A 13751-nucleotide genomic window follows, 5' to 3' on the forward strand; every position below is an offset into this window, starting at 1 on the left:
TTTTTTTGCTTTTATTCCGGCTGCTTGCGTTCGCGCAGCAGCTCGTGGAGGCTGCGCGGCGCGGGCGTGAGCGGTGTTCTGTGCTTCGTCCAGCCCATCTGCTGGGAAGGGGCCAGCGCGCGCAGCCGCGTCGCGGCCCAGCGCAGCGCGCGATACGCACGCGGATGCGCGAACGCGCCGCTCCAGAAACGCCAGATGAACTGTTCGCGCTTGCTGTGCTTCGCGCCCTGGCCGCGCATCGGATGCGCGACGGCTTCGTCGGGCGATCGGTTCGCTTCCGTGCGCAGGCGCACGAGCAGTTGCGGAATCGGGATGCGCACGGGGCAGACTTCGCCGCACGCGCCGCACAGGCTCGACGCGGTGGGCAGATCGGCGGTCGCTTCGAGTCCGAGCAGATGCGGCGAAATGATCTTGCCGATCGGCCCCGGATACGTCGTGCCATACGCGTGCCCGCCGATGCGTTCGTACACCGGGCAGTGATTCATGCACGCGCCGCAGCGGATGCACTGCAGCGTCGCGCGCAGTTGCTCGTCGGCGTAGGCCTGGCTGCGGCCGTTGTCGAGCAGCACGAGGTGCACTTCGCGCGGGCCGTCTTTTTCGCCTTCGCGGCGCGGGCTGCTGATGAGATTGAAGTACGTCGTGATCGGCTGACCGGTCGCGGATCGCGTGAGCAGGCTCGACAGCGGCACGAGATGTTCGAGCTTCGCGACGACCTTCTCCATGCCCATGATCGCGATATGCACATCGGGCACGGTGGTCGAAAGACGGCCGTTGCCTTCGTTTTCGACGAGCCAGAGCGTGCCCGTATCGGCGGCGGCGAAGTTCACGCCGGACATGCCGATGTGCGCATCGACGAAGGCGCGGCGCAGCGCGCGGCGACCCGTCTGGATCAGTTCGTCGACGTCTTCGGTGTAGGCCGTGTTGGGGATGTGCTCTTCGAACAGATGCCCGATGTCGCTCTTCGTCTTGTGGATCGCAGGCATCACGATGTGCGAGGGCTTCTCGCCCGCGAGCTGGACGATGTATTCGCCCATGTCCGACTCGATGCAGTCGATGCCGCGCTCGCCGAGATAATGATTCAGCTCGATTTCTTCGCTCGCCATCGACTTGCCCTTGATGACGCGCGAGGCACCGTGCTTTTGCGCGATGCTGTGGACGATGCGGTTGGCGTCGTCGGCGGTTTCGGCCCAATGGACCTGGATGCCGTTTGCGCGCAGCTTCGCTTCGAGTTGCTCCAGTAGTTCGGGCAGTCGCGCGAGTGCGTGCTGACGCACGGCTTCGCCGAGATCGCGCAGCGTTTCGAGTTCGTCGGCGTCGGGGAACTGCGCGGCGCGTTTGCTCTGCAGGAAGTCCATCGCGCCGCGAAAGCTCTTGCGCAACTGCGGATCGTTGACGGCGGTGTGGACGCGCTGGCGGAATTCGGCCGTCGGCACGAAATGCAGCGGGTTTTCCGCGTGCGTGCCGCCCTGGGCGTGCGTCTCTTTGCTCATTGGGCGGCTCCGGCTTCGCTGGGGTTGCCAGCCTGGTTGTCTGCTTCGTCGTCGGTCACGACGACGACCCACAGCGCGCGCGGTCCGTGCGCGCCATAGGCCGTGGTCTGCTGAATATCGGACGTCTTCGAAGGGCCCGAGATCATGACGAGGTTGGTCGGCATGCCGTCGCGCCAGCGCTCGGCGGCGACAGCCGCGTGCAGGTCCGCGTGCAGCGTGCGCGCGTGGATCAGCGCGACATGCAGCGGCGGTGCGAGCGAGACGGTGCGCGGCGCGTTCGCGTCGGGCACGACGATCAGCGTGCCCGTGGCCGCGAGCCCCGAGCGCGCCACGGTGAAGCCAGCGTCGATCGTCTCGAAGAGTTCGGACTTCCACGCTTCGATGGGCCGCGCATACGGCAGCGCCTCAACAGCGGACGGCAACGCGCCCACGAGCGCCGCGCCTTCCGCGCTCGATGTGTCGAGCAGCAGACGCCGCACGCCTGCGGCCGCGAGACGGCGCGCAACTTCGGCGGGCCATGCGTCGGCGCTCGCGCAGAACACTTCGCCGTGCACCGCTTCGAGCATCTGCTTGAACTGCTGCACGTTCTGCGCGAGCGACTTCTGCGCTTGTGCGCGGCGCTGTGTGAAATGCGTGTCGATGCGCGCGTCGAGCGCTTCGACAGCGCCGATGTTCGCAGCGGCGGGCGCGCTGGCGCGCAGCCGACCGAGGATGCGCTCGCGTGAGTTCGGGGTATCCATGCTCATGCGGCGTCTCCACCCGTGCGGCGCCAGAGGAACGACGCGAGATGTTCGACGGACAACGGTGCGCCCTTGTGCTTCGCAGCATGGCCGATGTTCAGCAGGCAGCCGCAATCGGCGGACACGAGGCGGTCGCACCCGGTCGCGCACGCGGAGGCGATCTTGTCGGCGACCATCGCGCCCGAGATGTCGGGATGCTTCAGCGAGAACGTACCGCCGAAGCCGCAGCATTCGGACTCGCGCTCGTGCTCGACGCGCGTGACGCCGGGCAACGCGTCGACGGCTTCGACGCCATGTACGCGCGTGCCCATTTCGCGCCGCGCGCCGCATGAGGTGTGCAGGACGACGCGTTCTTCGCCGGGCACTGCAGCGCCCAGCGCGCCGAAATCGACGTTCAGCACGCGCACGAGAAACTCGGTGAGTTCATAGATGCGCCCGGACAGTTCGGTCGCTTGCGCGGCGGCTTCGGGCTCGTCTTCGAACAGTGCCGGCCAGTGCTGGCGCATCATGCCGCCGCACGAACCCGACGGCACGATGACAGGCCACGGTTCGGAGAACAGGCCGAGCTGGGCGCGCGCGACTTCGCGCGCTTCGCGCGGGTTGCCGCTGCTATAGGCGGGCTGACCGCAGCAACTCTGGCCGCGCGGAAAGTGGACCGTCAGTCCTTCGCGTTCGAGCAGCTTGACCGCGTCGAGGCCGGCCTGCGGCATGAACAGATCGACGAGGCAGGTACCGAAGAGATAGACATCGGTGGGGCGTTTGCCGGTGGGGTAGTGGCGTGGCTTCATGTCTCGCTTGGCGTTGGTATCGCGCCGCGCGCAGGGGCCACGGCAAGTTTGTGGCGCATAATTCCCGTTTTGGTCGCCAGGTTCAAACTGGTTGGACCAGTTGCCGATCGAAGGCGATGAAGGCGATGAAACCGGGGGCGAATCAATGAGGGACAGAGGTCAGGCGCGCGGACGGGTCGAGGCCGTGATGCGGCAGATGGAGACGGCGCTGCTCGACGGCACCTGGCGCGCTGGCGCGAAGCTGCCCGCGGAGCGGGTGCTGGCCGAGCGCTACGAAGTTGCGCGCAATACGGTGCGCGAGGCGATCCAGCGGCTCGCGGCGCGCGGCCTCGTGCAGAGCCGGCGCGGCGCGGGCGTGTTCGTGACCGACCGGTTGCGCACGGGCATCGCGTCGCCGTGGGGTCAACTGGTGGCCGATCATCCGGCGCTGCGCGACGATATCCTCGAATTTCGCCGCGTGCTGGAAGGCGCCACCGCGTATTTCGCCGCGCTGCGCGCAAGCGACGAAGACTTCTCGCGAATCCGCGAACTGCTGGGCGAACTGGAGCGCACGCGGGACGCGAACGACAAGACCGCTGAAGCGGAAGCCGACGCCAGACTGCACGAGGTGATCGCGCAGGCCTCGCACAACGCGATGTTCCTGCATTTGCATACCAGCGTGGTGGGCGTGCTGCGCGAGCACATTACGCTCAACCTGTCGGGGTTGCGCGAGCGGAACGATGACGCCTCCGACCTGCTGCTGTTGCAGCACCGCACGCTTTGCGACGCGATTCTCGCGCGGCGTCCCGAGGAGGCTCGCACCGCGATGCAGACGCATATCGACTTCGTGCGTGCGCGGGTCGGCGACGACGCCGATGTGCCCGAAAGTGGTTGGACCAATGCGCCGGATTTGACGGGCGTGGAGAGCCGGGGTGGCAGGGCGGCGCGCGTTGATGATCGCGCGGCCTCGGTCCGCGCAGCGGGCAAAGCAGCAGGTTCGCGCACCGACGGCCGCGGCCGCGCGGGGACCTCGCGCGGCGTCTGAACCTGCGCTGCCACACGGATCGGCTGCAGGGTGCCATACCGCGCGAACTGCAGACGGCCGCCAGACGCTGCTAAAGTCGCCGGGATGGAACCCAAATACCCACCGAAGCGGTGCGATGAGGAAGGCAACAGCATGGACGAGGCTTCCGCACGGATCGAAACATTGAGCGCCGTGACGCTGACCGTTAGCGCGATCGGGCGTTCGGTACGGTTTTACGAATCGCTCGGTTTCCGGCAGCGGCCTGGTCACGTCGTGCCGGGCTTCGCGTCGTTCGTGCTGGGTGATGGCGCGGCTCCGGCCTATCTGAACCTGCTGGAAGGCGAGCCAGGCCCGGTCGAGGGATGGGGGCGCGTGATCGTCTACGTCTCCGACGTGGACGCGTTCTACCGCCAGGCGCTGGCCGCCGGCGCGGTGCCCGAATTTGCGCCCCGGGACGCGCCGTGGGGCGAACGTTACTTTCACCTGCGCGACCCGGACGGCCATGAACTCAGCTTCGCGAAGCCGCTAGGATGAGGCCTGAGGCTGCTCCAGACGGGCACATACATGCTTCTGAAATATGAATGACACCTGCAACGCCGATAGTGGGGCGATATCGCCGCTGCCCGGGCGCGCCGGGTCGCCATTCCATTGCTAGAGGAGCGTTTCAATGAAAGAATTCGATCGCGAAATGGGCGACGAGCAACATCGCCGTCGACGTCTCGACGAAGAGTTGATCGACGCCTATGACGAAGAAATCGAAATGGAAGTCGACGACCGTCTTCAGGAATTCGGTCTTCACATCTCGGACGAAGCGCGGGAGCTTCGCCGCGTCTATTTCCGCGAACTGATTCGCCTGCAGGGCGAACTCGTGAAACTGCAGGACTGGATCGTCACCACGGGACACCGGCTCGTCGTGATCTTCGAGGGGCGTGACGCGGCAGGCAAGGGTGGCGTGATCAAGCGCATCACGCAGCGCCTGAATCCGCGCATGTGCCGTGTCGCCGCGCTGCCCGCGCCAAACAACCGCGAGCGCACGCAATGGTATTTCCAGCGCTACGTGCAGCATCTGCCGGCGGGCGGCGAGATGGTGCTGTTCGATCGCAGTTGGTACAACCGCGCGGGTGTGGAGCGCGTGATGAATTTTTGCACCGATGAGGAATACGAAGAGTTTTTCCGCTCTGTTCCAGAATTCGAAAAGATGCTGGCGAGAAGCGGTATCCAGATCATCAAGTACTGGTTCTCCATCACGGACGATGAGCAGGAGGTCCGCTTCCACAGTCGCATCGACGATCCGCTCAAGCAGTGGAAGCTGAGTCCGATGGACCTCGAAAGCCGAACCCGCTGGGAGCAGTACACGCAAGCGAAGGAAGTGATGCTGCAGCGCTCGCACATTCCCGAGGCACCGTGGTGGGTCGTGCAGGGCGTGGACAAGAAGCGCGCGCGCCTGAACTGCATCCGTCACCTGCTGAGCCAGGTGCCGTACCACGAGATCGAGCATCCGTACGTGAGCTTGCCCGCGCGTGTTCACCATCCGGATTACATCCGGCAGCCAGTACCGCAGAGCATGATCGTGCCGGAAATTTACTGATCTACTGAACCTGGACGGCACTGACGAAAACGCCGCGCCCAAACTGTGAAGGGCGCGGCGTTTTCTTTTGCAGCGGCGGAACCCGGGGTTCCGCGGATTCACAACACGTGGCGGAACACCCAGTAGAGCAGCCCCGCGAGAGCAATCGATACGGGCAGCGTGAGCACCCACGCCAGCACGAGGCTGCGCACTGTGCTCATTTGCAGGCCGGACCCATTCGCCGCCATCGTGCCCGCCACACCGGACGAGAGCACGTGCGTCGTCGAAACGGGCAAGCCGTACACGTCGGCGGCACCGATGGTCGCCATCGCGACCAGTTCCGCGCAGGCGCCCTGGCCGTAGCTCAAGTGCTGCTTGCCGATGCGCTCGCCCACCGTGACCACGATGCGCTTCCAGCCCACCATCGTGCCGAGTCCCAGCGCGATTGCCACGGCCACCTTCACCCATGTCGGGATGAACTTCGTCGCGTGGTCCGTCTGCGTGCGGAAGTTTTCGATGGCCTTTGCGTCAGCGGGGGCGAAGGCGGGGTGCTTCGCCTTGATCATCAGACGGATCGCTTCGGACGTGACGTACATGTTGTTGCGCACGTTATCGACGAGCGACTGCGGTACCGCCGACATCGACCCGTAGCTGCCGACCTGCTCGCCCACCTGGCTCGCGAGCGCGGAAAGCGCCGGAATGGTGTCCGGCGTGAGCGCGCGCGTGCGGATGTAGCGCTCCACTTCGCCGCGCGAATCGGCGGGCGCGGCGACGCCTCCCGCGTACTTGTCGAGCGTGCGCGAGGCTTGTTGCGTGACGGCGAGGAAGGTCTGCGTTTCGGCGGGCGTGACGGCCTTGTTGAGCGCGTAGGCGGTCGGCACCACGCCGATCAGGATCAGCATGATGAGGCCCATGCCTTTCTGGCCGTCGTTCGAGCCGTGTGCGAACGACACACCCGTACAGGTGAGGATGAGCAGCGCGCGAATCCAGAATGGCGGCGGTTCTTTGCCCTTCGGCGAGGCGTAGAGCGCGGGCACGCGCACGATGAACTTGAGCGCGAGCAGCAGCAGCGCCGAGGCGAAAAAACCGACGACCGGCGAGAACAGCAGCGCCTTGCCGACGCCGGCGGCCTGACTCCAGTCCACGCCGCTTGTCCCCGACGTTCCGTGCATCAACTGGTTCATGATGCCCACGCCGATGATCGAGCCGATTAGTGTGTGCGAACTCGATGACGGCAGGCCTAAGTACCAGGTGCCGAGATTCCAGATGATCGCCGCGATCAGGAGTGCAAACACCATGGCGAAGCCGGCGCTGCTACCGACCTGCAGGATCAGCTCGACGGGCAGCAGTTGCAGGATGCCGAACGCGACGGCGCCCGTTGACATCAGCACGCCGAGGAAATTCCATGTGCCCGACCAGAGCACCGCGAGGTTGGGCGAAAGCGAGTTCGTGTAAATGACCGTCGCGACCGCATTGGCGGTATCGTGAAAGCCGTTGACGAACTCGAAGCCCAGCGCGATGACGAGTGCGATCCCTAGCAGGAACCACGGCACCACGGAGCTTTGGTGAATGGGCGCGAGATCGTCGCTCAGATGCATCGCCACATAAACGACGCCGGCGACCATGATCACGGCGAATGCGAGTATGCCCGCGTTGCGTTGGCGCGATTGGGCGGTGTCCCGCGGTGGGGACACGGAAATGTCTGGCATGGCCAGTACGCTCCTCTTGCGGGAAAAAGGGCGAATGCAAGGTTCCGATCGTGGCTGTCATTTGTGTCGTGTTCGTGACAGTTCTCCGGGCAACGGCAGGAAACTCGCGCGGAATTCAGGGCGGAGCAGCTTGTGGGTCGCGGCCCGTTTCCGATGACAGGCAGTCGTATAGACTCGCATACGAACGCAGACACGGCGCATGCGGTAGCGCACACAAGTTGATGAGGGCATGGCGCCATGCGCGGCCGATCGCTGGCATGGCAATAGCCACGGAGGATCGCGTAAGTGCCGAAACGGGTTTTTTCGCTGCGCCATCGCGCGCAGCACTGGCTTCTGGCACGCGGCAAGGCCGTGACGCTGTGGATCGGCAACTGGCCGGTCCTCGGTGGCCTGTCGGGGACGCTCGTTGCCACTGTGATGGCCGGCGTGACCTTCGCGGCGATTTATAGCGGCTACGCGGAGGAACTCGACCACGCCGCAGAGAATTCGCGCAACATCGTGCGGCTCCTCAGCAGCGATATCGGGCGCAACGTGGAACTGTACGATCTGTCGCTGCAAGCCGTGGTGTCGGGCGCGCAGCGGGCCGAGACCTGGCAGTTGCCGCCGGAAATGCGCCAGCGCGTGCTGTTCAACCGGGCGACGGCGGCTTCGTCGCTGGGCGGCGCGTATGTGCTTGACGCGAACGGTTATGTGAGGGCCTGGCAGAGCGGGGCAGCCGTACCCGCCATCTCCTTCGCAGACCGCGACTACTTCCTCGCGCAGCAGCACAGCCCGTCTGTGGGACTCTTCTTTTCGAAGCCCTATTTCTCGCGTCTGCGTGGTGGTGTGCCCACTATCGGGTTGACGCGGCGCATCAATGCACCCGATGGGACGTTTGCAGGCGTCGCGCTGCTCGCCGTGCAACTCAACTACTTCCAGTATCTGCTTGACCGCATCGACGTGGGCCCCAACGGGTGCGCGTTCGTCCTCACGCAGGACGGCACGATGCTCGCGAGCAAGCCGCCGGGTTCGCGTGTGGTCGGCGCAAACTACGCCGATTCGCCGAGTTTCGCGATCATCGCGCACCGTCCCTCGGGCACGCATACGGGGCGCTCGATCGTGGACGGCAAGTCGCGCATGTACACGTTTGCACGCGTAGGCAACGCCCCGCTTATCGTGGTCGTCGCGCCCGCCATCGACGACATACTCGCACCCTGGCGCAAACGCAGCGGCTTCGCCATCGCAATGACGACGCTGATTGGCGCCGCGTGGGTCGTCGTGTCGTGGGCACTGGCGTTCGCGCTGCGCGGCAAAGTGGCTGCCGAAGGCGAACTGATGCGGCTCGCGATGATCGATGGGCTCACGGGCCTCGCGAACCGGCGCGCGCTGGACCGCCGCCTCGCGGTCGAATGGCAGCGCGCGGTGCGCGAGCGCGAGCCACTTTCGGTGCTCTTCTTCGATATCGATGACTTCAAGCTATTCAACGACAACTACGGCCACGCCGCGGGCGACGCGGTGCTGGAACTCGTGGCAGGTCGCATCGCCTCGGGTGCGCGGCGCGCGACGGACATGGCGGCGCGCTATGGCGGAGAGGAATTCACGTTGATATTGCCGGACACATCGCTGCCCGCCGCGGTCAAGATCGCGGAGAAGATCCGCAAAAAGGTCGAATCGGAGAACCTCGAGCACCGTGCATCCAGTCATGGCCGTGTGACGATAAGCGTGGGCTGCGCCAGTTGCGATCCGCCAGTCGGAGGCAGTGGCGCCAAACTGCTCGCCGCTGCCGATCGACTGCTCTACGAAGCAAAGGAAGGCGGCCGCAACCAGGTGCGGGCGCAGCAGTGGACCGGCGGCGAGGGCGAGCCGCCGGCGCCAAAGGGCTCCGGGACAGGCTCGCCGGCCGGCTCACAAGCGAACTTACAAGCGGGCTCACAAGCCGCGACCTGATGGGCGTCGCGGCCTGCGCGTTTCGAACTTCAGAGGGCAAACATCAGCGGTCGAGCATCAGAGGGCGGACATCACCGCGCCGATTTCGACAGACGATGGCCGAGGCCGAGGTTCGAGACGATCTGCCACGTATAGACGCGCGAGTAATGAACGCCGAACTGGCGGCCGATCAGCTCGCGCACGCGGCTGTTGGTCCACGCATCGCTCGGAAACCCATGCTCTCGTGCGGAGCCATGCAGCGCGCCTGCAATCCAGATCAGCGCAGCATGGTCCAGCACGGAAGGGCGCCCGCCTACGCTCATCTGCTTGAGTGCGGCAAGGCCGCCGTCCTCAACGATTGTTTTGTACCGGCGCACGGTCTGGGCGGAAAGATGCAGAGAATCTGCGACAGCGTTCACCGTCGCACCATCCATCAGCATCTGACCGGCGGTCATTCTTCTGGTGACACTCGGCAAGTCTTCGGTTCGTGTAAGCATGTGATCACTCGTCGACGAAAGATTCCGGACATGCGGCATTGCGGATACGCCGCTCCTTAAACCCTGGTTTCTGCATGCGGGTCTTGTCGCTTGCCACAGCCCTGCGCCAGCAATTCGTGATGCGAAAACACGCAGGCAATGGCGGACGGCGAAATGCGCGCCCTCGGCAGGCGCGTGCGTTACGCATTCGCGTTCCGCAGCGAATATTAATAATTGTTTTTGTAGAGAATGTGTATAGCTTCGAGAAAAATAGTCTTCTTGACTTGTGCAGTGCCGTGGACTATCGGAAAAAATGAACTGGCCCGAATCGATGAACAATAGCGTCGAGCGTTTCGCGATTCGTGTTTCGGTTTTATCACTGTGTGTCGCCCATCGCGGAAACCATTTTGGCCGTCGTCTCGTCTGATTAATTCCCTGCGCGGAACGCACGCCGTACCTGCTCGCGGAATTATCGCTCCGTTTGCCGCAATCAAACGTGACTAATGCAAATCAGATACTGTTTCGAGCGGACGCTTGTCGCTCACTGAAATGAAAAATCATGTGGAAAATCTGCGACAGAACGCTGTGTTTTGTTCGGTCGCGCATTTTAGGGGAATGAACATGAATTATTGGGCGACTTACCGATTCCGGATCGTGGTGATTCGTTTCGAATGACGACTCGAAAGGAAGAAAACGGAATGAACGTGCTAATTGACCGGAAAGCCGAACCTGTGCTGAGGCAGGTGCCGGTAACCGTGGATGCTGTCGTGGATGACGTGGGCAATTCGCGCCACGAGACGAGGTTGACAGCGTCAACAGGCTGGGAGTGAAAGTGGCTTCGAAGGGTGCGAGCTCAGGCGCCACGATGCACGCGATACCCGCGTCGGACGGCGCCACGGCGAGTGAGCGTATGGTGCGGCGCGTCAATCGACGCGATCGCGGTCGCGCACGAGGATCGTGACGTAGACGACAGTCGACACGACGATCATCGCAACGCCGGTGATCACTTTGGTCTTGTTGAACTGGACGAGCCCGTACACCGCGATGGCGATGCCTGTCGCCGAGCAGAGCGTGCCCATGGCGGCGATGAAAATGCGCAGTTGGCTCCACATACGATGGCGCCGTTCAGCGCCGGTATCTTGCCGGAGTCGATCGAAAGTCATGGGCGGCTCTTCGAGTGAGTGGGCGAGCGGTCATGCGCCCGCGATGCTTCCACTATTTTTGCACACGTTTACGTATGGCTTGATTTTACGTCGCCATGATGGGGTCATGGGGCGATTCGCCTGCTCCGATTCACCAGGTCGTCACGAGGTTGTGTTCGTCGTTATTTTTCGCGATCCTCATATTACACGCATCGACCACGCGCCGACATCGTCGCAACAATCGACGGTCGCTGGCACGCGCTTTGATCACTGTGCGGCGCGCGTCGCGTCGCGTCACCATTCCCGATCTCTTTTTCCGGCAATCGCACCGCAAAGTTCGCGGTCATATTGCAGTCATTTTTCGCGCTCGTAGTCGCAGGCTGCGAGCTTATTCCGACAGAACCCGGCGCACTCATATACGCGACGATTGTCCGGCATCATCCGCGCATGCGCGCAGCGGCTCGCACTCCTGAACAGCGTGCTATTCTCATTTCGGCAAGCACCGGCGTCGTGCAATTCGCCATGCGGCACACTTGCCCGAGGCGGCGAGGATCGTCCGCCACACTTCCTCACGTTACCTGCACGTCCGGTGCCACGCATCGTCTCGCCGCATTCGCGGCGGCGTCCATTTTGTAGTAACGAGGAGATTCGTCATGAAAGCACTGGTGTTCAAGGGACCGGGTCAGAAGGCACTGGAGGACAAGCCGGAGCCCAAGCTCGAGAAGCCGTCCGATGCGATTGTGCGCATTACGAAGACCACGATCTGCGGCACCGATCTCCACATCCTCAAGGGCGACGTACCTGAAGTGAAGCCCGGCACGATACTTGGCCACGAAGGCGTGGGTATCGTCGAGGCGGTGGGCGAGGGCGTGTCCAACTTCAAGGTCGGCGATCATGTGCTGATTTCGTGCATCACCGCATGCGGCAAGTGCGAATATTGCCGTCGCCAGATGTACTCGCACTGCACGACCGGCGGATGGATTCTCGGCCACCTGATCGACGGTACGCAGGCCGAAAAGGTGCGCATCCCGCACGCGGACACGAGCCTTTATCACATACCCAAAGGTGCCGACGAAGAAGCACTCGTCATGTTGAGCGACATCCTGCCCACCGGTTTCGAAGTCGGCGTGCTCAACGGCAAGGTGCAGCCGGGGCAGACGGTCGCGATCGTCGGCGCGGGACCGATCGGGCTCGCGGCGCTGATGACCGCGCAGTTCTATGCGCCCGGGCGCATCATCATGATCGACCTCGACGACAACCGGCTTGAAGTCGCGAAGAAGTTCGGCGCGACCGATGGGGTCAACAGCAAGGGCGGCGACGCTGTCGAGCGCGTGATGGCACTCACGAACAATCGTGGTGTTGACGTGGCGATCGAGGCCGTGGGTATTCCGGCGACGTTTGGGATCTGCGAGTCGATCGTTGCGCCGGGCGGCACGATCGCGAACGTTGGCGTGCACGGCACGAAGGTCGACCTGCACCTCGAGCGGCTGTGGACGCACAACATCACGCTCACCACGGGACTCGTCGACACCTATACGACGCCCATGCTGCTCGCAACCGTCGAATCGAAGCGGCTCGAACCGGCTAAACTCGTCACGCACCGCTTCACGCTCGATCAGGTCATGGATGCGTACGCAACGTTCGGCGAAGCGGCGCGCACGCAGGCGCTGAAGGTCATCATTTCCGCCGACGGGAAGTAAGCGCCAGCCGGGGCACGGCGCCGGTTGCCTTAGTCGTGCTCCGGGAAGCCTGCGCGGCCTTGGGTGAGGTCGCGCAGGGCGTCGCGGGCCGCGTCGACGGCGGTGGCCGGCAACTGGATCGTCAGACGGACGGTCATGGTGTAGCGGCTGTCGACGAGCGTCGCCTGCGTCTCTCCAATCCAGTGCCGCACGCGCGTTTCGTCGGGATAGCCTACCTCGATAGTCAGACGTGCCTGCGCAATGCGTTCGATGCGCGTCGCGCCCTGCAGGGCGCTCGCGATCGCATCCGTGTAGGCACGCACCAGCCCGCCCGCGCCGAGCTTCACGCCACCGTAGTAGCGCACCACGGCGCCGAGCACGCTATCCAGATCGTGATGGCGCAGAACCTCGAGGATCGGACGCCCGGCGGTGCCGGACGGTTCACCATCGTCGGACATGCCCGACTGGCCACCCGCGAGCAGTGCCCAGCAGACGTGTGTGGCGCTGGGGTGTGCATCGCGCAGACGGCTCAGCTCGGCCATGGCCGCTTCGCGGTCGGCGACTGGAATCGCGTGGGCGATGAAGCGGCTTTTGCGGATATCGAGTTCCGCGCTGACGGGGGCGGCAAGCGTGAAGGTGGGCAAAACAGACGGGACGGTACGGGCGAAAACACCATGTTACCCGATGACGCCAGGGAGCTTGAGCGTCGATCCGCAAATCTTGTCAGTTTCCGTAATGGATTCTTGCAGGGATCGCTAGTGACGCATCAGGCGTAAGCCCTGACAATGCTTGCCATGACGGATCTAGCTCTGGCTGGGGCGATGCCGAACTCCTCATTCGGTGATCCGTCATTCTTCTTTCGGCCTTTGCGGTGCGCAGCGACCGCACCACTGAACGCGAGCGCGAAAAAAACCCCCGGTCGGGATTTTGTCCGTTGACCGGGGGTATAAGGTTCGCCTGTTCTCAAGAGGCGCTTTAACGTTATGCGCGCCAAAATCAAACGGCAACGCGAAAAAAATCTTTCGTCAGGAAAAAGGCCGGGCGATATCGGCGTGGACAATGTGCGATTCGCACAATGAAATGCGCGACTAAAAATCGGTAATACAAGTCATCCACGAAGCGCAAACCGATAGCGGCCGCAGTCAGAGCAAACAACACAACGTCGACGCCCCAAAACGAATGCACGGCTTGCCGAAACCAGGCTCCAGCGGCAGGTCTGGTCCTCTCACGGGATGCCGGTCGGCAGAAACTG

General features: G+C 63.7%; 11 protein-coding genes and 1 pseudogene. 5 read left to right on the forward strand and 7 right to left on the reverse strand.

The window, feature by feature from the left end:
- Window positions 1–11: 11 nt before the first annotated feature.
- The 3 genes from D1Y85_RS23755 to D1Y85_RS23765 are packed head-to-tail and all read right to left on the reverse strand — an operon-like array spanning window position 12 to window position 3018.
- A complete protein-coding gene (locus tag D1Y85_RS23755) occupies window positions 12–1490 on the reverse strand; it encodes a LutB/LldF family L-lactate oxidation iron-sulfur protein (protein ID WP_124153525.1) in 1479 nt (492 codons plus the stop codon).
- Window positions 1487–2230, reverse strand: a complete 744-nt coding sequence (locus D1Y85_RS23760) for a LutC/YkgG family protein (protein WP_124153577.1) — start codon at window positions 2228–2230, stop codon at window positions 1487–1489. Before D1Y85_RS23760 ends, D1Y85_RS23755 begins: the two co-directional genes overlap by 4 nt.
- A 2-nt stretch (window positions 2231–2232) precedes the next feature.
- Window positions 2233–3018, reverse strand: a complete 786-nt coding sequence (locus D1Y85_RS23765) for a (Fe-S)-binding protein (protein ID WP_124153526.1) — start codon at window positions 3016–3018, stop codon at window positions 2233–2235.
- A gap of 187 nt (window positions 3019–3205) precedes the next feature.
- Here D1Y85_RS23765 and D1Y85_RS23770 point away from each other — a divergent pair.
- The 3 genes and pseudogenes from D1Y85_RS23770 to ppk2 form a co-directional block, all read left to right on the forward strand.
- A pseudogene (locus D1Y85_RS23770) lies at window positions 3206–3868 on the forward strand (FCD domain-containing protein); the annotation flags it as partial.
- A gap of 306 nt (window positions 3869–4174) precedes the next feature.
- Complete coding sequence (locus D1Y85_RS23775) at window positions 4175–4555, forward strand: VOC family protein (RefSeq protein WP_124153527.1); 381 nt, start codon at window positions 4175–4177, stop codon at window positions 4553–4555.
- 133 nt (window positions 4556–4688) lie between these two features.
- The gene (gene ppk2 / locus D1Y85_RS23780) at window positions 4689–5609 is read left to right on the forward strand and encodes a polyphosphate kinase 2 (protein ID WP_124153528.1); all 921 of its coding nucleotides are present in this window, start codon (window positions 4689–4691) and stop codon (window positions 5607–5609) included.
- Window positions 5610–5707: 98 nt separating this feature from the next.
- Here the strand turns inward: ppk2 and D1Y85_RS23785 are convergent, their stop codons facing one another.
- Window positions 5708–7297: an inorganic phosphate transporter gene (locus D1Y85_RS23785; RefSeq protein ID WP_124153529.1), complete on the reverse strand. Its 1590-nt coding sequence runs from the start codon at window positions 7295–7297 to the stop codon at window positions 5708–5710.
- Window positions 7298–7582: 285 nt separating this feature from the next.
- On the opposite strand from D1Y85_RS23785, the gene D1Y85_RS23790 reads away from it, so the two are divergent.
- Complete coding sequence (locus tag D1Y85_RS23790; protein ID WP_246025034.1) at window positions 7583–9223, forward strand: sensor domain-containing diguanylate cyclase; 1641 nt, start codon at window positions 7583–7585, stop codon at window positions 9221–9223.
- A gap of 71 nt (window positions 9224–9294) precedes the next feature.
- Here D1Y85_RS23790 and D1Y85_RS23795 read toward each other — a convergent pair whose 3' ends face one another.
- Together D1Y85_RS23795 and D1Y85_RS23800 are read right to left on the reverse strand one after the other, a co-directional pair.
- Entirely contained in the window at window positions 9295–9699 is a 405-nt protein-coding gene (locus D1Y85_RS23795) for a helix-turn-helix domain-containing protein (RefSeq protein ID WP_124153530.1), read from the reverse strand.
- A gap of 902 nt (window positions 9700–10601) precedes the next feature.
- Window positions 10602–10790: a DUF2964 family protein gene (locus D1Y85_RS23800; protein WP_246025035.1), complete on the reverse strand. Its 189-nt coding sequence runs from the start codon at window positions 10788–10790 to the stop codon at window positions 10602–10604.
- A gap of 683 nt (window positions 10791–11473) precedes the next feature.
- Between D1Y85_RS23800 and D1Y85_RS23805 the strand changes: the two genes are divergently transcribed.
- A complete protein-coding gene (locus D1Y85_RS23805) occupies window positions 11474–12520 on the forward strand; it encodes a zinc-dependent alcohol dehydrogenase family protein (protein ID WP_124153532.1) in 1047 nt (348 codons plus the stop codon).
- 29 nt (window positions 12521–12549) lie between these two features.
- Here D1Y85_RS23805 and D1Y85_RS23810 read toward each other — a convergent pair whose 3' ends face one another.
- On the reverse strand, window positions 12550–13143 hold the full coding sequence (locus D1Y85_RS23810; protein ID WP_124153533.1) for an IMPACT family protein: 594 nt from the start codon (window positions 13141–13143) through the stop codon (window positions 12550–12552).
- Window positions 13144–13751 lie beyond the last annotated feature (608 nt).

It is taken from the genome of Paraburkholderia dinghuensis, assembly GCF_003837865.1.
GTDB lineage: Bacteria > Pseudomonadota > Gammaproteobacteria > Burkholderiales > Burkholderiaceae > Paraburkholderia > Paraburkholderia dinghuensis.